The organism is Deinococcus aquiradiocola (assembly GCF_014646915.1).
Classification (GTDB): domain Bacteria; phylum Deinococcota; class Deinococci; order Deinococcales; family Deinococcaceae; genus Deinococcus; species Deinococcus aquiradiocola.
Window position 1 is genome coordinate 51,267 of the sequence record NZ_BMOE01000010.1, and the last position, 20,524, is coordinate 71,790.

A 20,524-nucleotide genomic window follows, 5' to 3' on the forward strand; every position below is an offset into this window, starting at 1 on the left:
CGCGTCCGGAAGGCCGCCCTGACCGCGTGCCGGATGGGGTGCCGCGTCACCCATGAACAAACGTTCTTGTGCGATGATCAAGTGTTCAAGTTGCTGGACTGCAGCACCCCCCAGCGCCCGCCCCCCACCCCCGGCACCCGCCCCACAGGAGCCCCCCATGACCCAACCCACCACCCCCACCCGCCAGGACACCCTCCGCCAGATTCAGGACACCCAGACCTGGGACGTCCTCGTGATCGGCGGCGGCGCCAGCGGCCTCGGCACCGCCGTCGAAGCGGCCAGCCGCGGCTACCGCACCCTGCTCCTCGAAGCGCACGACTACGCCAAAGGCACCAGCAGCCGCAGCACCAAACTCGTGCACGGCGGCGTCCGCTACCTCGCGCAGGGCAACGTCTCCCTCGTCCGTGAGGCCCTCCACGAACGCGGCCTGCTCAAACAGAACGCCCCGCACCTCGTCCGCGACCTCGGCTTCCTGATCGCCGCGTACACCTGGTGGAGCGCCCCCTTCTACGGCATCGGCCTCAAGATGTACGACCTGCTCGCCGGGAAACTCAACCTCCAGAACAGCCGCTACATCAACAAGCAGGAAGCCCTGAAACGCACCCCCACCCTCCGCAAACAGGGCCTCAAGGGCGGCATCCTGTACTTCGACGGGCAGTTCGACGACTCGCGCCTCGCCATCACCCTCATGCGCACCCTGCAGGACCACGGCGGCGTCACCCTCAACCACGCGCCCGTCACGGCCCTCCACAAGAACGCGGCCGGCAAGGTCGACGGCGCCACCTTCCGCGACAGCGAAACCGGCCAGGAGCACCGCGTCTCCGCGCGCGTCGTCGTGAACGCCACCGGCGTCTTCGTGGACGCCGTGCGCCGCATGGACGACGCCTCCGCCAAGGACATGCTCTCGCCCAGCCAGGGCGTGCACGTCGTGGTCGACCGCAAGTTCCTGCCCGGCGACAGCGCCATCATGGTGCCCCGCACCGACGACGGCCGCGTCCTGTTCGCCGTCCCATGGCACGACCACGTCGTGATCGGCACCACCGACACGCCCGTCCCCGAAGCGAGCCTCGAACCGCGCCCCCTGCCGGAAGAGGTGGAATTCATCCTCAAGACCGCCGCGCAGTACATGGACCCCGCCCCCACCCGCGCCGACGTGCGCAGCGTGTACGTCGGCCTGCGCCCCCTCGTGAAGGCCGCCGAAGGCACCGACACCAAGGCCCTCTCGCGCGACCACGTCATCCGCATCTCCGACAGCGGCCTCATCACCCTCACGGGCGGCAAGTGGACCACGTACCGCCGCATGGGCGAAGACACCGTCAACCGCGCCGCACGCCAGGCGGGCCTGCCCGAACGCCTCACCGTCACGCCCGCCCTGCACCTGCACGGCTGGACCACCGACACCCTCGACCAGCACTGGCGCGTGTACGGCACCGACGCCGCCCGCATCCGCGAACTGGAAGGCGCCGGCACGCCCCTGCACCCCGACCTGCCGTACACCGAGGCCGAAGTCCGCTGGGCCGCCCGTTTCGAACAGGCCCGCACCGTGGAGGACATCCTGTCGCGCCGCCTGCGCGCCCTGCTGCTGAACGCCCGCGCCAGCAGCGAGTCCGCCCCACGCGTCGCAGAGATCCTCGCCGAGGAACTCGGGCAGGACGCCGCGTGGCAGGCCAAGCAGGTCAGCGAGTACACCACGCTCGCCCAGCAGTACCAGCTGTAACCACGAACCCCGGCCGGACGCCACAGGAGGGAGAGGGAGCCGGATTCGTCCGCCGCTTCCTCTCCCTCCTTCCGCCCGGCTGAACTCCAGGAGTTCGGCTCACACGGTGTTGATCCGATTCCAGGGATGCCGGGAACAGCAAAGGCATCCCTTCCACCTCCTCCACACCGGACTTGTTGGTGCTCGCTCCGCTCGGCTGAACTCCAAAAGTTCAGCTCAAAACCGTATCAGATAACGTATCAGTGCAGCAGCAGCGCGCCGAGGGCCAGTCCCGTCAGGACCGCCAGGACGGGCGGCACGCGTGTGGCGCGCGTGACCACGAAGGCCGCCACGGCGATCAGGGCGGTGACGGGTCCCGTCACGCTGCCGCGCGCCAGGACCGCCAGTCCCGCCAGCAGCAGGCCCGCCCCGATGGGCAGCAGTGCACGGTACAGCCGCGCGAGGACGGGCGAGCCGCGCTGCGTGACCACGTAGGCTGCCACGACCGCGCCTGCGGGCGGCACGAAGAAGCCCAGCAGGGCCGCAATGCCGCCCGTCATGCCGGCGGCCGCGTGGCCGTACAGGATGATGCTGAGGATGTTCGGGCCGGGCAGCAGCTGTCCGAGCGCGTAGCCCTGCACGAACTGCTCGTGCGTGAGCCAGTGGTGGTTCTCCACGACCACCTGACCCATCGCGGCGAGGTTCACGGCCCCGACCGACAGGAAGCCGAGCCGCACGAACTCCACGAACACGGTGACGGCGCTGCTCACGTGCTTCGTCCGAACAGCACGCCGAGCGGCAGCAGGACGGCCAGGGCGATCACGGTGCCGCCCGGCACGAACAGCGCGAGCAGGCACGTCAGGACGGCCACCACGGTCGCCTGCAGGTGCGTGAGCGTGAAGCGCAGGACATTCAGGCCCGCCGAGGCGCCGATGCCGAGGGCCGCGGCGGCCGCGCCCTGCAGCGCCCCGCTGACGTGCGGGTCCGTGGCGAGGCTCCCGCCGAAGTACGCGCCCGCCAGGGCCGCCATCAGCAGGCTGCCGGGCAGCAGCAGGGCCGTGAGGGCCACCGCGGCGCCCGGCACGCCCCGCAGCTGGTACCCGAGCAGCGCGGAGAGGTTGCCGTTGTTCGAGCCGGGCAGCGTCTGCGCGAAGGTGCTGAACTCCGCGAATTCCTGATCGGCGAGCCAGCCCTCGCGGCGCACGAGGTTGAGCAGGTGCGCGTTCAGGCCGCCGCCGAAGGCGTTCAGGCTAGCGAGCAGGAAGCCCCGGAAGAGGGCGGAAAGAGGAATCCGTGCCCGGCCGGGCGTGGTCCGGGAAGGCGCGGGGCCGACAGGGGAGGCCGCCATGCCCGGAGGATAGGCCTGTCCGGCTGTCACCGGCCCGGTGAACGGCGAACAGAACGAACGAAACGGCCTAACCGTGCAGGTGGGCCGTTGCGTTCATCCTGGACGTTGCGGGTCAGGCGAGTGTGAACAGCAGGGGGTTCCCGGCCGGATCCTGCACGTGCAGGCCCGCGTCGTCCCGTTCATGCGAAACACCTGCCGCCGCGAGCCGCGCGGCCAGCGCGTCCAGGTCTGCCGCGTCCGGCAGCACGAGCGTGGCGCGTTCCAGCTGCGCGCTGCCTGCCGGGGCGCGCGTCCCGCCGAGGCTCTGCCAGGTGTTCAGGCCCAGGTGGTGGTGGTACCCGCCCGCCGAGACGAACAGCGCCTGCCCGGAGAAGCGGCTCACGATGTCGAAGCCCAGCACGCCCGCGTAGAAGGCCTCGGTGGCGGCGAGGTCCGTCACGCGCAGGTGCACGTGGCCCATCACGGTCCCGTCCGGCAGTCCCGCGTATGGGGCGTCCGGTCCGGCCTCGCGCAGCAGGCCCTGGATGTCGACGGGCCTGGAGTCCATCTCGACCTGCGTGCCGTGCCACGTCCACTCGCTGCGGGGGCGGTCGCGGTACACCTCGATGCCGTGCCCGTCCGGGTCGTTCAGGTACAGCGCCTCGCTGACGAGGTGATCGCCCTGCCCGAGGCGCGCGCCGAGGCCCGCCATGTGCCGCACGAAGCGCCCCAGGTCGGCGCGGGTGGGGAGCAGCAGCGCGAGGTGGTACAGGCCCGGACTGCTGGGCGGGGCGGGCCGTCCGGGGCGGGCGTTCAGCGTGAGGAGGGGTCGTGCGGGCACGCCGAGCGTCACGCGGTCAGGCGTGCTGTGCAGGACGCGCAGGCCGAGGCCCTGCGTGTAGAAGGCGGTGCTGCGCGCGAGGTCGGTCACGCCGAGCGTGACGGGGCCGACGCTCAGGCCGCCCGGCAGGTGCGGGGCGGGGGAGGCGGGGGAGACAGTGCCGGTCGTGGTCATGTCGGGACTCCTGGGGTGTGCGGCCGCTCAGCGGCGCCTGAGGATGCGGTCCACGCTGGCCGCGCCGCCGCCGCTGAGGGCCAGGGCGACGCTGGCGGCGAGCAGGGCGAGCGGGAACTCGAAGCCGTTCGGGGAGAAGAACCCGGCCTTGAGGTGCACGATCAGGATGGCGACGAGGATGTTCACGGCCAGCAGGGCGGCGGCGATACGGGTGCCGAGGCCCAGGATGAGGGCCAGTCCGCCGATCAGTTCGACGGCCGCGACGAGGGGCGCGCTCACGCTGGGGAGCGGGACGCCCATCTGGGTGAAGGCGCCGGTCGTGCCGGGCAGGGTGTACGTGAAGAACTTCTGGATGCCGTGCATCAGGAAGATCGCGCCGGTCGAGACGCGCAGCACGGTCAGGCCGAGGTTGGGGCGGGGGCGCAGGGCGGGGGTGGTGTCTGGGTTCAGGGTCGTCATGGGGCCTCCTGGGGGTGCGGTGTGGTCCGGGCGGACGGTGAAGGGGGGGGCGGTATGGGTCGGGCGGACGAGGAAGGTCGTTGAAACGAATGTCTGCGCGCAGAGCGTGCCGCCCCTCAGGGCGCGGCCACCTCCGGCACGTCCGGGCTGACGGCCGCTTCCGGGTGGGTGGCCTCCTCCAGCAGCTCCAGCAGCAGCGCGAGCCGCTGCGGGGGCAGGTGCGCGAACTGCTGGCGGTGCACGTCCAGGTTCGGGCCGTCCAGGCGGGCCAGGAGGTCCAGGCCCGCCTCGCTGATGCGGCTCGTCACGACGCGCCGGTCCCGGCGTTCGCGGGTGCGCGTGACGAGCCCGGCGGCCTCCAGGCGGTCGAGGAGCCGCGTGACGTCCGGGTCGCGGTTGATGAGTTCCGCCGAGATCTCGCCGCAGGTGCGCCCCTCGCCCGCGCCGCGCAGGATCCGCAGCACGTTGTACTGCGGGCCGCTCAGCCCGGCGGACTTCAGCAGGGCCGAGGACGCGACGGTCAGGTCGGCGGCGAGCTTCTGGACGGCCAGGAAGGCGCGGTGTTCGGGTGAGGTGATGGCCGTGGGCTGCGCCGGGGCAGGGGCGGTGCTCTGGGCCGGGCTCGGGGTGTGGGTCGTCATGCGGGCTCCTGACCCTCAATATAGTCGTTGCAACGAACAGTTTCAAGCCGCACCCGCTACCCTGGACTCATGTGGCACTCCACCGACCTGACCCTGCGCCCCCACCCGCGCGGCTTTCACCTCATCACCCACGAGGTGCAGGCCGCCGTCCCGCAGCTCCGCACGCTGCGCGTGGGCCTGCTGCACGTCTTCATCCGGCACACCAGCGCCAGCCTCACCCTCAGCGAGAACGCCTCCCCCGACGTGCGCCGCGACTTCGAGACGTACTTCAACCACGCCGTCCCGGACGGCTGGCCCCCCTTCGAACATACCCTGGAAGGCGACGACGACATGGCCGCCCACATCAAGGCCGCGCTGCTCGGCCCGGCCCTCACGCTGCCCGTCCGGGACGGCCGCCTGCACCTGGGCACCTGGCAGGGCGTGTACCTCTGCGAGCACCGAGATCGGGGCGGCCCCAGGACCCTCACCCTCACCCTGACCGGCGAGACGGCCCGCAACGACTGAACCGCAGGGGCCAGCCCCCGCCGCTCACGCTGTACGTGAAAGGCGGGGGGCAGGGCCAGCAGTGCTCTGCCCCCGCTCCCTCCTCGGTCAGTCGGCGGCGAGGGCCTGCCTGCACTTCAGGAGCGGCATGACCTCGCTCCCGAAGCGTTCCACGCCCAGCACGAAGTCGTCGAAGGTCAGCATCATGCCGGACGTACCGGGAATCTCCGCGAGGCGGTCGATCTCGCGCGCGACGGTGGCGGGCGAGCCGACCAGCAGGCCGATGCCCATGAACGTCGCGCCCTGCAGCTGCGAGATGACCTGCGCGGTCGTTCCGGCCGTGTCGAGGCTCGCCTGCCCGGTCATGAACGCGATGGCGTCCAGGTCCGCGCCGTCCCGGTAGTGCTGCTCGCGCGCGCGGGCCTCGTCGTCCGTGTCGGCGAGGATCACGGTGTACAGCGCGTACGTGCCCACCTGCCGTCCGGCCCGCTGCGCGATGCCGCTCAGGGTGTCGTTGAACGCGCGCAGGTTCGTGCCCTCGGTGTCGGCGATCATGAAGTTGTGGTCGCCGTACTCGGCGCAGAAGGCCATGCCGCGCTCGCTCGCGCCGGCGCACACGAGCGGGATGTCGTGGCTGGGTTTCGGCAGGAGGCGGCAGTCGTCCATCTGGAAGTACTGGCCCTTGAAGTTGCTGACGCCGTCGCGCCACAGGTCCTTCATGACCTGCACGTACTCGCTCGCGTGGTCGTACCGCGCGCCGTAGTGCTCGTCGCCGGGCCACACGCCCATCTGCGCGTACTCGCTGCGGTTCCAGCCGGACACGATGTTGATCCCGAAGCGCCCGCCGGAGATGTCGTCGATGGTGACGGCCATGCGCGCCACCATGGCGGGGTGCAGGGTGAGCGTGGCGACGCTCGCGTACAGCTGGATGCGGCTCGTGACGGCCGCGAGGCCCGCCATGAGCGTGAACGATTCGAGGTTGTAATCCCAGAATTCCGTCTTGCCGCCGAAGCCGCGCAGCTTGACCATGCTGAGCACGAACTCGAAGCCGTGCCGCTCGGCAGCGAGCGTGATGGCCCTGTTCAGCTCGAAGCTGGGCTGGTACTGGGGGCTCGTCGCGGAGAGCATCCAGCCGTTGTTGCCGATCGGTAGGAACACGCCAAAATCCATGATGACTCCTCTTGCGCCGGGAAGGGGGCGCGGTGGGGCAACGGGAATGGAACGCGGGCGGCGCGTGGCGCCACTGGAATCGGTCGGGCATGCAGGGTGAACCGCGGGTCCCGGGGGGCGGGGTTCATGGACACCGAGTCTAGAGAAGGCGTGGGGGGGCGTGTGTGGTGGCCCCGCTAGTCGGGGGAGGGTCAGGCTGTGTACAGTGGTCAGACCTCTGACCACAGGCGGGACACGTGCCCTCGCCCCGGTCGTCCACACGCCCGCCCAGGAGGTCCGCATGTCCCCGCCCGACCCGCCCATGCCCGCCTTCCAGCCTGCCCCTGCCGGACGCAAGGTCGATCACGTGCTGCAGGAGCTGCGGCAGGCGATCACGTCGGGAGGGCTCGCGCCCGGCGATCGCCTGCCGCCCGAACGGGACCTCGCCGCGCAGTTCGGGGTGGGGCGGTCCAGCGTCCGCGAGGCGCTCAGCGTGCTGCAGATGTCGGGCCTGCTCGACGTGCGCCACGGGCAGGGCACCTACGTGCTGCACGTCCCGCCGCCCGCCGATCTCGCCCCGGACGCGGCCACGCCGAACGAACAGCTGGACTTCCTGCCGCTCACCGAGGCCCGCTACGCCTTCGAGCTGGGCGTGGCGCGCCTCGCCGCAGACCGCCGCGACCCCGCCGGCCTGAGTGCCCTGCGGCACGCCGTGACGGCCCTGCGCGCCTCGGCCGTGCAGGGCGACGCGGCGGGCTTCGAGCGCGCCAACCTCGACTTTCACCTCGCGCTGGCCGCCACCACCGGCAACGCCGCCCTGAACGCCGTGGCGGCCCAGCTGCACGCGCCGCTCGCGTCGCAGGGCGCGCGGCGTGTCCGGCGCGCCTTCTACGACGTGACGCCCGCCCGCATCGTGGGGGCCGTGCCGCTGCACGAGGCCGTCGCGGACGCCGTCACGGCCGCGCAACCGGAGGCCGCCATGCGCGCCGTGATGGCCCACTACGCCAACGTCGCCGCGCCGCTCCTCGGCGAGGACCCCCCGCAGCGGGAGGACACGTGACCGACCTGCAGGACACCTTCCGGCAGCGCGGCCTGGGCGCGTCCAGCGGCTTCGGGGACCGGCCCGGCGTGATCGTGGTGGACTTCAGCCGGGGCTTCACCGACCCCGCCAGCCCGCTCGGCGCGGACTACGCGCCGCAGCTGGACGCCACCCGCACCCTGCTGGACGCCGCGCGCACGCGGGCGCTGCCGGTCGCGTTCACGACCGTGTCGTACCCGGACGGGCCGCACGAGGCGACGCACTTCCTCGCGAAGGTCCCGTCCCTGGCGCTGCTGCGCGACGGGTCCGGCTGGGCGGACCTCGACCCGCGCCTGGACGCCCGCCCGGACGAGCCGGTATGGGTGAAACGCTTCGCGAGCGCCTTCTTCGGCCCGCCCCTGCACGCCTGGCTGCAGGCGCGGCGTGTGGACACCCTGATCGTGTGCGGCGCGACCACCAGCGGCTGCGTGCGCGCCACCGTCGTGGACGGCCTGCAGCACGGGTACCGCGTGATCGTGCCGCGCGAGTGCGTCGGGGACCGCGCCGCCGCCCCGCACGACGCGAGCCTCTTCGACATGAACGCCAAGTACGCCGACGTCCTCCCGCTCGCGGAGGTCCTCACGCACCTTCCACCGCCGTCCTGACGCTGCCCTCCGCCCCGCATCCCTCCCGTCCACAGGAGACCCCATGACCCACGACCCGCTCGGCCCCCAACCCCACACCCCGCCCCAGCCGCAGGACGCCCCGCCCGGCCCGCTCGACGGGCTGCGCGTCGTCGAGATGGGCTCCCTCCTCGCCGGTCCCTTCGTGGGGCAGCTGCTCGGCGATTTCGGCGCGGAAGTCGTCAAGATCGAACCGCCGGGCGTGGGCGACCCCATGCGCGCCTGGGGACGGCACAAACCGCAGGGGCAGAGCCTGTGGTTCCCCGTCATCGCCCGCAACAAGAAGTCCGTCACGCTCGACCTGCGCCAGCAGGCGGGCCAGGACATCGCCCGCGAACTGATCGCCGGGGCCGACGTGCTCGTCGAGAACTTCCGTCCCGGCACGCTGGAACGCTGGGGGCTCGGCCCGGACGAACTGCACGCCCTCAACCCCCGCCTCGTCATCGTGCGCGTCAGCGGGTACGGGCAGACCGGACCGTACCGGGGCCGCGCGGGCTTCGGCAGCATCGGCGAGGCGGTCGGCGGGCTGCGCGCCCTGTCCGGCGAGCCGGGCCAGCCGCCCGTCCGGGTCGGCATCAGCATCGGGGACATGCTGGCGGGCACGCTCGGCGCGCTGGGCGCCATGATGGCCCTCTTCGGGCGCCTCCGGAGCGGTCAGGGGCAGGTGGTCGACATCAGCCTGTACGAGGCGGTCCTCACGTACATGGAGAGCATGATTCCCGAGTACGCCCTGACCGGCCAGACGCGCGAACGCAGCGGCAGCGTCCTGCCGGGCATCGCGCCCAGCAACATCTACCCGGCGCTCACGGCGGCAGGCGAGCCGGGCGAGTGGGTCGTGATCGGCGCGAACGGCGACAACGTCTTCCGGCGACTCGTGCAGGAGATGGGCGAGCCGGGCCTCGCCGACCACCCGGACTACGCGACGCACGAGGCGCGCGGTCAGCACATGCGCGAGATCGACGACCGCATCGCGCAGTGGACGTCGGCCCTCGGCGCGGACGAGGTCGTCGCGCGGCTGGAGGCGGCAGGCGTGCCCGCCAGCAAGATGTACAGCGCGCGCGACATGATGAACGACCCGCACTTCGCGGCGCGCGGGAACATCGTGACGCTGCCGCACAGGACGCTCGGGGACTTCCCGATGCAGGGCGTCGTGCCGCGCCTGACCGGCACGCCCGGCAGCGTCCGCACGCTCGGCCCGGACCTCGGGGAGCACAACGCCGAGATCTACGGCGAACGGCTGGGCCGGACGCCGGAACAGCTCGCTCAGCTCGCCGCGGACGGCGTGATCTAGGCTCTCGGTATGACCCAGCCACCCGCGCCCGCCCCGTCCGCGCCCGTCCCGCAGCATCACGTGCCGCCGGACCACGTCCGTATCGTGGAGGTCGGCCCGCGCGACGGCCTGCAGAACGACGCCACGCACCTCACGCCCGCCGTGCGCGCCGAACTCGTGACGCGCCTCGCCGCGTCGGGCCTGCGCGAGATCGAGGCCGTGAGCTTCGTGCACCCGCAGCGCGTGCCGCAGATGGCGGGCGCCGAGGAGGTCGTCACGCTCGCCCGCCACGCCCTGCCCGCCACGGACGCCCCCGCCCTGATCGGGCTGGTCCTCAACGAGCGCGGCTTCGAGCGGGCCGTCTCGGTCGGACTGCGGCACGTGCGCTACGCCTTCCCCGTCACGGAGGGCTTCGCGCGCCGCAACCAGAACCAGACGGTCGAGGAGGCCCTCGCGCTCGCCCGGACGCTCGTCGCCCGCGCCAGGGAGCACGACCTTCAGATCGGGGTGGTGCTCGCCACGAGCTTCGGCTGCCCCTTCGACGGCCGCGTCGCGCCCGCGCACGTGCTGCGCGTCGCGGAACAGGTCGCGCAGGACGCGCCGGACGAACTGGTGTTCGCGGACACCATCGGCGTCGGCAATCCCGTCGCGGTCCGCGAACTGCTGCGCGGCGCCGTCCGGTTCGGCGTGCCCGGCATGCGACTCGGCGCGCACTTCCACAACACCCGCAACACCGGGTACGCCAACGCGGTCGCCGCCGTCGAGTCCGGCGCCACGTCCCTCGACAGCAGCGTCGGCGGGCTGGGCGGCTGCCCCTTCGCGCCGCGCGCGACCGGCAACGTCGCCACCGAGGACCTCGCGTACCTGCTGCGCGAGATGGGCGTCCACACCGGCCTGGACCTCGCGTCGCTCACGCAGACGGGCGAGTGGCTCTCCCGGCAGCTGGGGCACGCGCTGCCCGGCATGCTCGCGCAGGCAGGCGACTTCCCCGCCTGACCCGCCCCCCGTCACGCGGCGTGAACGTGACGGGGGTCCCGCGCGTCCCGCGCCTCGCCCGGTACACTGGCGTGTTATGCCGAGCCCCGTTCCCACCCCGCGCCCGAATGCCCGCCCGCGAGTCAAGCCCGAAGTCATGAGTCCCGTCGGTGGCCGCGCGCAGCTGCACGCCGCCGTGGAGGCGGGCGCGGACGCGGTGTTCTTCGGCCTGGACCACAGCTTCCAGGCGCGCGCGAAGGTCGGCTTCCAGCCGGAGGACCTGCCCGGCATCATGAGCGACCTGCACGTGCGCGGCGTGAAGGGCTTCGTGACCTTCAACACCCTGGTGTTCGACCGGGAACTGCGCGAGGCCGAAGCGCAGCTGATGCACCTCGCGCAGAGCGGCGTGGACGCCATCATCGTGCAGGACTGGGGGGCCGCGCGCCTCGCGCACGCCGTCTGCCCGGACCTGCCGATCCACGGCAGCACCCAGATGAGCATCACGAGCGCCGAAGGGGCCGAACTCGCGCGGCGGTTCGGCGCGAGCCGCGTGGTGCTGGGCCGCGAACTGTCCCTGCGGGACATCGGGCGCATCGCGGCCGCCACCGACATCGAACTGGAGACCTTCGTGCACGGCGCGCTGTGCGTCAGTTACAGCGGGCAGTGCTTCTCCAGCGAGGCGTGGGGCGGCCGCAGCGCGAACCGCGGGCAGTGTGCGCAGGCGTGCCGTCTCCCGTACGACCTGCTGGTGGACGGCGCGCAGCGCGACCTGGGCGACGCGCGTTACCTGCTGTCGCCCGGCGACCTGTACGCCCTGCATCAGGTGCCGGACCTCATGGCGATGGGCGTCAGCTGCCTGAAGATCGAGGGCCGTTACAAAGACGCGGAGTTCGTGGCCCTCACGACCGCCGCGTACCGGCAGGCGGTGGACGAGGCGTGGGCCGGGCAGGCGCTCAGCGTCACGCCGCAGCAGGAGCAGGACATCGCGCAGGTGTACTCGCGGGGCCTCGCGCCGCACTTCATGGCGGGCACGAACCACCAGACGGTCGTGCGCGGCCGCGCCCCCCGGCACCGGGGCGTGCGCGTCGGCACCGTGACCGAGGTGACGCAGAAGGGCGTGCGCGTCGAACTGGACGGCGTGACCCTGCACCCCGGCGACGGCCTCGTGTTCGACGCGGCCGACTGGCGCGACCCGGCCGAACGCGAGGAGGGCGGCTTCCTGTACGAGATCTTCACGCGCCGCGGCCGTCAGGACGAGGCGGGCAGCGGCGAGGCCGAACTGCGCTTCGGGCAGGGCGCCGTGAACGGCCGCCGCATCCGGCCCGGCGACTGGGTGTGGCGCACCTCCGACCCCACCCTCACCGCCCGCGTCAAACCGCTGCTGGACGCCGCCGACCCGCTGCACACCCGGCCCGTCCGGGCGCACTTCGTCGGCGTGCTCGGCGAGGCCCCCATCCTCACCCTGACGGACGACGCGGGCCATACCGTCACCGTGACGGGCGACGCGCCGCTCAGTGCCGCCCGCAACCGCGCCCTCGACGACGCCACCCTCCGCGACCAGCTGTCCCGCCTGGGCGGCACGCCGTACCACCTCGCGGACCTGAGCAGCGAACTGGTAGGGGAGACGTTCCTGCCCGTCAGCGCCCTGAACGCCCTGCGCCGCGAAGCCGTCACGGCCCTGACCGCCGCGCGCGGCGCCGCGCCCGCACGCGACGTGCAGCCCGCCCTGACGCGCCTGCTGCCGGACGCGCCCGCCCCGCACGCCGCGCCGGGCACGCCGCGCCTGCACCTGCTCGTCCGCACGCCCGAACAGCTGGACGCCGCCATCGACCTGCGCCCCGACAGCATCACCCTCGACTACCTCGAACTGTACGGCCTGAAACCCAGCGTGGAGCGCGTGCAGGAAGCCGGGATCGAGGTGCGCGTCGCGTCGCCCCGCATCCTGAAACCCAGCGAGCAGAACATCCAGAAGTTCCTGCTGTCGCTCGGCGCGGGCCTCCTCGTGCGCAGCGGCGGCCTGCTCGAAGGCCTGCAGGGCACCCCGGACGCCCCCGCCCTCAGCGGTGACTTCTCCCTGAACGCCGCGAACGTCCTCTCCGCCCGCGCGCTCCTCGACCTGGGCCTCGTGCGCCTGAATCCCGGCCTGGACCTCAACGCGCGGCAGGTGCAGGACCTCGCGTCGCTCGTCGGACCGGAGCGGCTGGAGGCGACCGCGTACGCGCACCTGCCGGTCTTCCACACCGAGCACTGCGTGTTCTGCCGCTTCCTGTCGGACGGCACCGACTACACCAACTGCGGGCACCCCTGCGAGTCGCACCGCGTCGCGCTGCGCGACCACCGGGGACAGACGCATCCCGTCATGGCCGACGTCGGCTGCCGCAACACCGTCTTCGAGGGCCGCGCGCAGACGGCCGCCGCGCACCTGCACGACTGGCTCGCGTCGGGCCTGCGCGACTTCCGCCTGGAGTTCGTGCACGAGGACGGCGCGGGCGTCCGCGAGGTCGTCACGGCGTTCCGGGCGTTCCTGGCGGGCCGCGTGAGCGTCCCGGAACTGGAGGCGCGCCTCGCGGCCGTCACGAGCCCCGACGCGCCGAACGGTCAGGGCGTCACGGAAGGCAGCCTGTTCGTCCCGGCCGGGTTCGAGGGCCTCCCGCAGCTGGACCTCATCCGGAACTGACCCGCGCCGGGAGGACCTCCCCGACAGGACCGCCGCCGGTGACTCCGCCGGGACGTGCCTTCCGTCTCATCCCGGATTCCTCCGGCTGTCATGTCAGCTGAACTTCATTTCCGGAGTGTTCATGAAGTGAGGGCGGCAAGAGTTCCGTGCGGTCCCTGGTGTACGCTCAGGCATGACGACAGGTCAGGCGGGGACGGCAGAGGCGCAACACTCCACATGCTCTCCCTGGATGCAGGCGCACCCGGTCAAGATCGAACGCCACGACACGGCGGCCCGCATCCACCACACCAACACCGGGCAGCGCCCCGTGGACCTGTACCACACGCACGAGCGCGGCCTGTACGTGTCGCGCCGCTTCGTGGACCACCCGCGCATCGCGTACTGGCAGGCACACCTGCTGCCGGACGTGATCCCCCTGCAGGACGGCACGGAACGCCTCGGCATCCAGCTGTGCCGCTACGACTTCCACGGTGAGCGCGTCCACGACTACTACATCGACATCGCGACCATCACGTGCCAGGGCGACGTGTGGACGGTCCGGGACCATTACCTCGACCTGCTCGTCTGGGACGGCCTGTGCGCCGAGATCGCCGACACGGACGAACTGAACGCGGCGCTGCAGGCGGGTTTCATCGGGCAGTCGGAATTCGCGCGGGCCATCTCGGCGGCGCACGGCGTGCTGAACGGCCTCGCCCGGCACGGGTACGACGTGCGCGCCTGGCTCGCCAGTCAGCAGCTGCGGCTGGAGTGGGACCTGACCACCACCGTCGCCTGACTGGTGCTGGTGGGCCGCACGCTCATACGATGTTGAGCTGAACTTTTAGAGTTCAGCCGAGCGAAACGCGAAGCCGCCGCAGTTCCCGGCATCCCTGGGATCGGATCAACACCGTATCACTCCAGCCGGTCGAGTCTCGCGGCGCCCCAGCGCAGCGTTCCCCACGTGAGCAGCAGCGTCAGCAGCAGCAGGCCCGCGAGGCCCGCCGCGCCCGCCGGAGTCCACAGGGCGCTCAGGCCCGGGTACAGGAACGGCACCGTCACGCTCAGCAGCACGGGCCTTGCGAGCAGCGCGACCGCCAGCAGGCTCGCGAGCAGGCCCGACCCGATGTACAGCAGGCCGCCCGGTGAGAAGCCGATCTCGGCCGGGTTGTCGGCCGTGAAACGCGGGAGGGCCGCCCCGAGCCCCACCCCGAGCGCCGTGAGCGTCAGGGCGTTGCTCAGCCCGATCAGCACCGACGCGGTGACGGTGAGCGTCCCCAGGCCCAGCAGCGCGGCGCTCGTGACGGCCAGCGTCAGGCTCAGGGTGAGCATCACGGGCAGCAGCCCCAGGAACTTGGCGCGCACCACCTGCCAGGACGTGAGCGGCGACGTGCGCAGCAGCCAGTACGCGCGGCCCTCGGTGCTCAGGGCCGGGAAGGCCAGCCGCACGCCCACGCCCGCGATCACGAATCCCTGAAAGGCGAGCTGCAGGTAGCCCACCACGCCCCGGAATGCCGGGATGGGCGGGAGCGGCAGGCTGCGGACGCTCACCAGGTACACGGCGGCCAGCGCGACCAGCACGAGCAGCTGACTCCACTGGGTCGGGTCGCGCAGCGTCACGTTCAGGTCCTTCCCGGCCAGCCGCCCGCCCGCCCCGAACCGCGCGAGCGCCCGCTGGACGGGACCGGCCGGGCGGGACGCGGGGTCCAGCCGCAGGCGCGAGCTGTCCAGGCTGCGTGCCCAGCCCGCCTGGTACGCGTACCCCGCCACGAGCGGCGCGAGGACGCCCAGCACGCAGGACAGCAGCAGCAGCGGCAGCACCCCCCAGTGCAGCCTGCCGTGCGCCGCCTGCCAGATCGTCTCGGTCGCCCACCCGTGCGGCCACGCGAGGTTCCCGCCGCCCGACAGTTCCCGCAGCACGCCCTGCAGCTGCAGCGGGTCGGCGGCCCGCGCGACGAGCGCTTCCGGGTGCAGGGCACGCACACCGTACACCAGCGCGGCACTGATCACGACGCCCAGTCCCGTTGCGACCTCCCGCACGCGCGACACGGGCGACACCCGCATCAGCAGCACCGCCAGCAGCGCCCCCAGTCCCACCGGCAGCGCGTACAGCAGCACCGCTGCCAGGGCCGCGAGCAGCGGGTACCACGCGGGCGCCCCGAAGTGAGCGCCGAGCGCGAACAGCACCGGCAGGGTCAGCAGGGTCGGCACGAGGGCTGCCGCCACGAACGTCTCCGCGACCTTCAGCGCGAAGACCCGCCACGCCGGGATCGGCTGCGCCAGCAGGAAGTTCAGGTCCTCCGACAGGTACAGGGTGCTGATGGCGGTCGTCACGGCCGAGAACGTCACGCCCGCCGACAGCACCAGCAGGCCCGTCTCCAGTGCGCGCCGGAACACGCCCAGCCCGATGAAGCCGAAGCCCGCCAGGAACGACAGGGCGCGCAGCGTGCCCGCCACCTCCGCCCACACGAACAGGCCCGCCAGGACGGCCAGCAGCGCGAAGCCCATCTTCGGGCCGCGCGTCAGGGCGTTGCGCAGTCCCAGGGCCTTCAGGTGCAGCAGCGAGCCGTCCGCGCGCCGCGCCGTGACGGGACGGCTCACGCGCGCCTGCCCCGTCCGGCCTGCGCCGGGGCTGCCGCGTCCTGCGCCGCGCCGGCCGCCTGTTCCTCCTCCAGCAGCCGGAAGAACACGCGCTCCAGGCTGTCGCCGTCCACGCCGCCTGCCCGCGTGCCGGTCTGGGCGCGCAGGTCGTCCATGGTGCCCTCGCCCAGCACGCGGCCCCGGTCCAGCACCACCAGCCGGTCGCAGACGGCCTCCGCGAGCGGCAGGCTGTGCGTCGTAAGCAGCACGGCGTTCCCGGCGTCCGCGTGCGCGCGGAACAGTTCCCGCACCTGCCGCGCCGCCTGCGGGTCGAGGCCCACCATCGGCTCGTCCACGATGAGCACCTTCGGGTTAGGGAGGAGGGCCGTGATGATCGTCAGTTTCTGCCGCATGCCGTGCGAGTACGTCTCGGTCAGTTCGTTCCCGAAGTCCGACAGCCGGAAGTACTCCAGCCAGCGGTCGATCTCGCGTTCCGCGTCCGGCAGTCGGCGCAGGCCCGCCACGAAGCGCAGGGTCTCGCGGCCCGTCAGTTTGCCGTACAGGTGCGGCCGGTCCGGGATGTACCCGAACGACGATTTCGCCGGGATCGGTTCGGCCCACACGTCGTACCCCGCCACGCGCACCGTGCCCGCGCTGGGCCGCGTGAGGCCCACGAGCGCGCGGATGGTGGTGGTCTTGCCTGCGCCGTTGCTGCCGAGCAGCCCGAACAGGCCACCGCGCGGCACGGTGAAGCTCAGGTCGTTCACGGCCGTGTGCCGCCCGTAGCGTTTGCTGAATCCGGAAACGTCAATCACAGGTTTCAACATAGTCCCGGCGCAGTCACGCAACCCTGACACCCTCGCGTCTTCATGTTCGCGGGTCCGTGCGTTCTTCTGGCGCCGCACGCGTGACTTTTGCACGAAGCAAAGTGGGCCGAATCACGGTCCTGCGGGCCGTTCGGGGGGGGTGTTTGCGGGGTTTCGCACATGCAGGCGCCCGCGCGTGGCAATCCCCACATCACGGAAGGAATCCGTGAGCGCCGCGTAAGACGCCTGAGGCTAGCGTACGTGTCAGAGCGGGCGGACGGCCCTGGAGGTAAGCGCATGAAGGTTCAGTCGATGATGGTCGCAACGGGATTCCTGATGGTCGTCCTCTCCGCATGTGGCGGCACCACCACACCGACCGCCGTGTCGGGCAACAACTCCAACGGCGGCAGCAAGACCGTCGTGACGCCCAGCGCGCCGCCTGACCTCGCCCCGAGCGCCGACGAGCAGCGCATCCTCGACGAGGTGAACGCCGCGCGCGCCGTCGCCCGCAACTGCGGCAGCACCCACTACGACGCGACCACGCCCCTCACCTGGAACGCCCTGCTGGCCGCCGCCGCGCTGCGTCACACGCAGGACATGGCGTACAACGGCTACCGAGAGGCGAGCGCGCAGGAACCGGACGCGCCACACACCGGCTCGGACGGCAGCACGCCGCAGCAGCGCATCACGGCCACCGGGTACGGCTGGCGCGTCAGCGGCGAGAACGTCGCCGCCGGGTACGCTCTGGCCGACATGGTCACCGCGTGGCTGAACAGCCCCGGCCACTGCCAGAACATCATGAACCCGAAATTCAGGGAGATCGGCATCAGCTACATGAGTTACAGGGGCGCAAAGTACAACACCTTCTACACGCAGGACTTCGGGGTACGCTGAACCCCGGGCCGTGACCGGACCCGTGTGTGTCATGCGGGAGCGGGTGTGGCGCTGGCGTCCCTTCGGACGGCCGCGCCACACCCGCCCAATCCGGAATGCCTGTGATGCCTGCCGCGAGGCCTCGCCGCAGCGGTGCCGGACCTCAGCGGTGCGGGTCGAGCGTGACCTGCGCCACCCGCGCCACCTCCTGCCCGTCCGCGTCCAGCAGGCGCGACAGCACCCGCTCCTCAGCACCCGCGTCCGTGCTCTCCGGCGGGCTCCATGCTCCCCGGTGCCCGTGACGGGCGGACGCGGCCCGCTGCGCCGCTCCGAGCGACTGCGCGAAATGCACCCGCACGAACCCCGCACCATGCCGGACCTCCAGCACGAACACCCTCACGGCGGGGGACGCCGCCCGGCGAGCATCAGAACACCCCGAGCTGCAGAAACAGGTACGTGATCGGCACGGCGAACAGCAGCGAATCCAGGCGGTCCAGCAGCCCCCCGTGCCCCGGCAGGCTGGTGCCGCTGTCCTTCGCGCCCAGCGAGCGTTTCAGCAGGCTCTCGGACAGGTCGCCCAGCTGAGACGCGCTCGCCACGAGCGCCGAGTACAGGAACGCGTCGAACAGCGACCAGATGCCCGCCAGCCGCGTCACGACCAGCACCAGCAGGAAACTCGCGACGAGCCCCCCGATGGCACCCTCCACCGTCTTGGCGGGACTCACTTCCGGCGCCAGCTTCCGCCGACCGAAGAAGTACCCCGCGAAGAACCCGCCGATGTCCGTCGCGAACGTCGCCAGGAGCGGCAGCGCGAAGTAGATCAGGCCGTCCGTGCCGTTCGGCGTGTACCGCAGCAGCAGGAAGTACCCGAGCAGCCACGGGATGTACAGCAGCCCGAACAGGCTGTACACGATCCGCTCCAGCGGCCGCTCGCCCGGACGGATCACCTCGATCACCAGGAAGTAGAACAGCGCGAAGCCCAGGATCACCTCGCGCCACGACCCGCCCGCCCACGGGGAGGGGAGGCCCGGCAGGCTCGCCACGATCAGCGCCGACCCGAACAGGTACACGCTGATGTGCCGCACGTCCAGATCACGGCGGTCCAGCATCCGCACGTACTCGCGCAGCGACAGGAACGACACGAGCAGCAGGGCGGGCAGCAGCGTCGGCCAGCCGAACAGCACGGCCAGCACCACCACGCTGAACCCCACCACGGAGGTCAGGACCCGGACGCTCAGCGTCTCCATGAACTCCGGGCCGCGGACGCGCGGTGGGGCCGACAACGGCTCTGGAATGTCAGGGGGGCGCGGGGCCTCACCCTAGGATGTCCTGCTCCTTGCGGGCCGTCACGTCGTCCACCTTGCGGATGAACTCGTCCGTGACCTTCTGCACTTCGGTCTCGCCGCGCTTCACCTCGTCCTCGCCGACACCCTCCAGCTTCTTGAGGTCGTCGAGCGAGTTCTTGCGAATGTTGCGCACCGCGACCTTCGCGTCCTCGGCGTACCCGCGCGCGTTCTTGACGAGGTCCTTGCGGCGCTCCTCGGTCAGCATCGGCAGGCTGATGAAGATGGTGTCGCCCTTGTTGTTCGGGTTCAGGCCCAGGTCGCTGTCGCGGATGGCGCGCTCGATGGCGGGCAGCACGCTGCGGTCCCACGGCTGGATGTTCAGGGTGCGCGAGTCGGGCGTCGTGATGTTCGCCAGCTGATCGACCGGCATGGGCGTCCCGTGGTAATCCACCACGATCTTCTTCAGGATGCCGGGGTTCGCGCGGCCCGTCCGCAGGATCGAGAGGTTGCTCTCCAGCGCCTCGATGGCCTTGCCCATGCGTTCGCGGGCTGCACTGCTGATGTCTTTGATGTCCATGTGAAACTCCTTGCGGCCCATTGTAGTGCGTCCCCGCGCGGGCCGCCAGAACACGAAATGCGGAGGGAAGCGTCCAGGCCCGCCCCGTCCAGCCCGCCCACCGCGTGGGCCGGACGGGGCAGGGCTGGTCAGGCTTTCGGGGTGTGGATGAGCGTCCCGACCCGCTCGCCGTGGAACAGGCGGCGCAGGTTGCCCGGCTCGAAGATGTCGAACACCACGATGTCCAGGCCCTTGTCCATGCAGAGCGTGATGGCGGTCGCGTCCATCACCTCCAGGCGCTGCTCGACCACGTCCATGTGCGTCAGCGAATCGTACCGCACGGCGTCCGCGTTCTTGCGCGGGTCGGAGTCGTACACGCCGTCCACGCTGTTCTTCGCCATCAGCACCACTTCCGCGCCGATCTCCAGGGCGCGCAGCGTGGCGGTCGTGTCGGTCGTGAAGAACGGCGCGCCGTTCCCGCCGCCGAAGATCACGACGCGGCCCTTCTCCAGGTGACGCATCGCGCGGCGACGGATGTACGGCTCGGCCACGGCCGCCATCTGGATGGCGCTCATGACGCGCGTGGGCCGTCCCGCCTGCTCCATCGCGTCCTGCAGGGCCATGGCGTTCATGACCGTGCCGAGCATGCCGATGTAGTCGGCCGTCGCGGCGTCCATGCCGCTGCCGTTGCGCGCGCCGCGCCACAGGTTCCCGCCGCCGATCACCACGGCCAGCTCCACCTCGGTGCCCGACAGGGCCTCCGTGATGCTGTGCGCGAGGCTCAGGGCGCGCTCCGGGTCGATGCCGAAGCCCTTCTCGCCGGCCAGGAACTCCCCGGAGACTTTCAGAATGACGCGTTTGTACATGTGGTCCTCCTCCGCCTGCGCGGGGTGAGATGCCTCGGTGAAGCCCGGTCGCTGGTCACGCTCGCCCACCTTGGGGCGGCGCGGCGGGCCGTGACGGGTCGCCCGCAGCATAGCGTGACGGGCCGCGCCACCCGGCCCAAAAAAATCCAGCGGCGCGTGCCACTGGATGTCCCCGCGCGGCGCACCGG

At 71.7% G+C, this 20,524-nt stretch carries 21 protein-coding genes; 9 read left to right on the forward strand and 12 right to left on the reverse strand.

The genetic code is table 11. The features are described 5' to 3' along the window. The first annotated feature begins 157 nt into the window (after positions 1-157). Entirely contained in the window at positions 158-1,717 is a 1,560-nt protein-coding gene (locus tag IEY33_RS13745) for a glycerol-3-phosphate dehydrogenase/oxidase (RefSeq protein ID WP_188963859.1), read from the forward strand. A gap of 239 nt (positions 1,718-1,956) precedes the next feature. On the opposite strand, the gene IEY33_RS13750 is transcribed toward IEY33_RS13745, so the two are convergent. The 5 genes from IEY33_RS13750 to IEY33_RS13770 all read right to left on the reverse strand — a co-directional run bounded on the left by IEY33_RS13750 (position 1,957) and on the right by IEY33_RS13770 (position 5,138). Further along, the gene (locus IEY33_RS13750; protein ID WP_188963860.1) at positions 1,957-2,466 is read right to left on the reverse strand and encodes a chromate transporter; all 510 of its coding nucleotides are present in this window, start codon (positions 2,464-2,466) and stop codon (positions 1,957-1,959) included. Beyond that, a complete protein-coding gene (locus IEY33_RS13755) occupies positions 2,463-3,044 on the reverse strand; it encodes a chromate transporter (protein WP_188963861.1) in 582 nt (193 codons plus the stop codon). Before IEY33_RS13755 ends, IEY33_RS13750 begins: the two co-directional genes overlap by 4 nt. A 112-nt stretch (positions 3,045-3,156) precedes the next feature. After that, positions 3,157-4,038, reverse strand: coding sequence for a VOC family protein (locus IEY33_RS13760; RefSeq protein ID WP_188963862.1), 882 nt, complete (start codon positions 4,036-4,038; stop codon positions 3,157-3,159). A gap of 27 nt (positions 4,039-4,065) precedes the next feature. Beyond that, complete coding sequence (locus IEY33_RS13765) at positions 4,066-4,497, reverse strand: DoxX family protein (protein WP_188963863.1); 432 nt, start codon at positions 4,495-4,497, stop codon at positions 4,066-4,068. Positions 4,498-4,613: 116 nt separating this feature from the next. Continuing rightward, positions 4,614-5,138, reverse strand: a complete 525-nt coding sequence (locus tag IEY33_RS13770; RefSeq protein WP_188963864.1) for a MarR family winged helix-turn-helix transcriptional regulator — start codon at positions 5,136-5,138, stop codon at positions 4,614-4,616. Positions 5,139-5,207: 69 nt separating this feature from the next. Between IEY33_RS13770 and IEY33_RS13775 the strand changes: the two genes are divergently transcribed. After that, a complete protein-coding gene (locus tag IEY33_RS13775) occupies positions 5,208-5,642 on the forward strand; it encodes a secondary thiamine-phosphate synthase enzyme YjbQ (protein WP_188963865.1) in 435 nt (144 codons plus the stop codon). A gap of 87 nt (positions 5,643-5,729) precedes the next feature. On the opposite strand, the gene rutA is transcribed toward IEY33_RS13775, so the two are convergent. Further along, the gene (gene rutA / locus IEY33_RS13780) at positions 5,730-6,791 is read right to left on the reverse strand and encodes a pyrimidine utilization protein A (RefSeq protein ID WP_188963866.1); all 1,062 of its coding nucleotides are present in this window, start codon (positions 6,789-6,791) and stop codon (positions 5,730-5,732) included. A 280-nt stretch (positions 6,792-7,071) separates the two neighbouring features. Here rutA and IEY33_RS13785 point away from each other — a divergent pair, with 280 nt between their 5' ends. The 6 genes from IEY33_RS13785 (at position 7,072) to IEY33_RS13810 (ending at position 14,168) form a co-directional block, all read left to right on the forward strand. After that, entirely contained in the window at positions 7,072-7,830 is a 759-nt protein-coding gene (locus IEY33_RS13785) for a FadR/GntR family transcriptional regulator (RefSeq protein WP_188963867.1), read from the forward strand. After that, positions 7,827-8,453 (forward strand): isochorismatase family protein, encoded by a 627-nt coding sequence (locus IEY33_RS13790; RefSeq protein WP_188963868.1) that lies wholly within the window; start codon positions 7,827-7,829, stop codon positions 8,451-8,453. The genes IEY33_RS13785 and IEY33_RS13790 overlap by 4 nt, the downstream gene beginning before the upstream one ends. Before the next feature lie 43 nt (positions 8,454-8,496). Then, positions 8,497-9,762: a CaiB/BaiF CoA transferase family protein gene (locus tag IEY33_RS13795; RefSeq protein ID WP_188963869.1), complete on the forward strand. Its 1,266-nt coding sequence runs from the start codon at positions 8,497-8,499 to the stop codon at positions 9,760-9,762. Between the two features lie 9 nt (positions 9,763-9,771). Further along, the gene (locus tag IEY33_RS13800) at positions 9,772-10,737 is read left to right on the forward strand and encodes a hydroxymethylglutaryl-CoA lyase (RefSeq protein WP_188963870.1); all 966 of its coding nucleotides are present in this window, start codon (positions 9,772-9,774) and stop codon (positions 10,735-10,737) included. A gap of 76 nt (positions 10,738-10,813) precedes the next feature. Then, complete coding sequence (locus IEY33_RS13805; RefSeq protein ID WP_229671019.1) at positions 10,814-13,393, forward strand: U32 family peptidase; 2,580 nt, start codon at positions 10,814-10,816, stop codon at positions 13,391-13,393. A gap of 229 nt (positions 13,394-13,622) precedes the next feature. Further along, positions 13,623-14,168, forward strand: coding sequence for a DUF402 domain-containing protein (locus IEY33_RS13810; RefSeq protein ID WP_188963871.1), 546 nt, complete (start codon positions 13,623-13,625; stop codon positions 14,166-14,168). Between the two features lie 116 nt (positions 14,169-14,284). Here the strand turns inward: IEY33_RS13810 and IEY33_RS13815 are convergent, their stop codons facing one another. Continuing rightward, positions 14,285-15,970, reverse strand: a complete 1,686-nt coding sequence (locus IEY33_RS13815; protein ID WP_229671020.1) for a putative ABC transporter permease subunit — start codon at positions 15,968-15,970, stop codon at positions 14,285-14,287. Further along, entirely contained in the window at positions 15,967-16,764 is a 798-nt protein-coding gene (locus tag IEY33_RS13820) for an ABC transporter ATP-binding protein (RefSeq protein ID WP_188963872.1), read from the reverse strand. Before IEY33_RS13820 ends, IEY33_RS13815 begins: the two co-directional genes overlap by 4 nt. Positions 16,765-17,052: 288 nt before the next feature. Here IEY33_RS13820 and IEY33_RS13825 point away from each other — a divergent pair, with 288 nt between their 5' ends. Then, positions 17,053-17,649, forward strand: coding sequence for a CAP domain-containing protein (locus IEY33_RS13825; RefSeq protein ID WP_188963873.1), 597 nt, complete (start codon positions 17,053-17,055; stop codon positions 17,647-17,649). Positions 17,650-17,791: 142 nt separating this feature from the next. Here IEY33_RS13825 and IEY33_RS13830 read toward each other — a convergent pair whose 3' ends face one another. The 4 genes from IEY33_RS13830 to pyrH all read right to left on the reverse strand — a co-directional run bounded on the left by IEY33_RS13830 (position 17,792) and on the right by pyrH (position 20,336). Further along, entirely contained in the window at positions 17,792-18,028 is a 237-nt protein-coding gene (locus IEY33_RS13830; protein WP_188963874.1) for a hypothetical protein, read from the reverse strand. 25 nt (positions 18,029-18,053) lie between these two features. Next, positions 18,054-18,875, reverse strand: coding sequence for a phosphatidate cytidylyltransferase (locus IEY33_RS13835; protein ID WP_188963875.1), 822 nt, complete (start codon positions 18,873-18,875; stop codon positions 18,054-18,056). Between the two features lie 67 nt (positions 18,876-18,942). Further along, positions 18,943-19,491, reverse strand: a complete 549-nt coding sequence (gene frr, locus IEY33_RS13840) for a ribosome recycling factor (protein WP_188963876.1) — start codon at positions 19,489-19,491, stop codon at positions 18,943-18,945. Positions 19,492-19,619: 128 nt separating this feature from the next. Then, entirely contained in the window at positions 19,620-20,336 is a 717-nt protein-coding gene (pyrH, locus tag IEY33_RS13845) for a UMP kinase (protein ID WP_188963877.1), read from the reverse strand. Between the last annotated feature and the right edge of the window lie 188 nt (positions 20,337-20,524).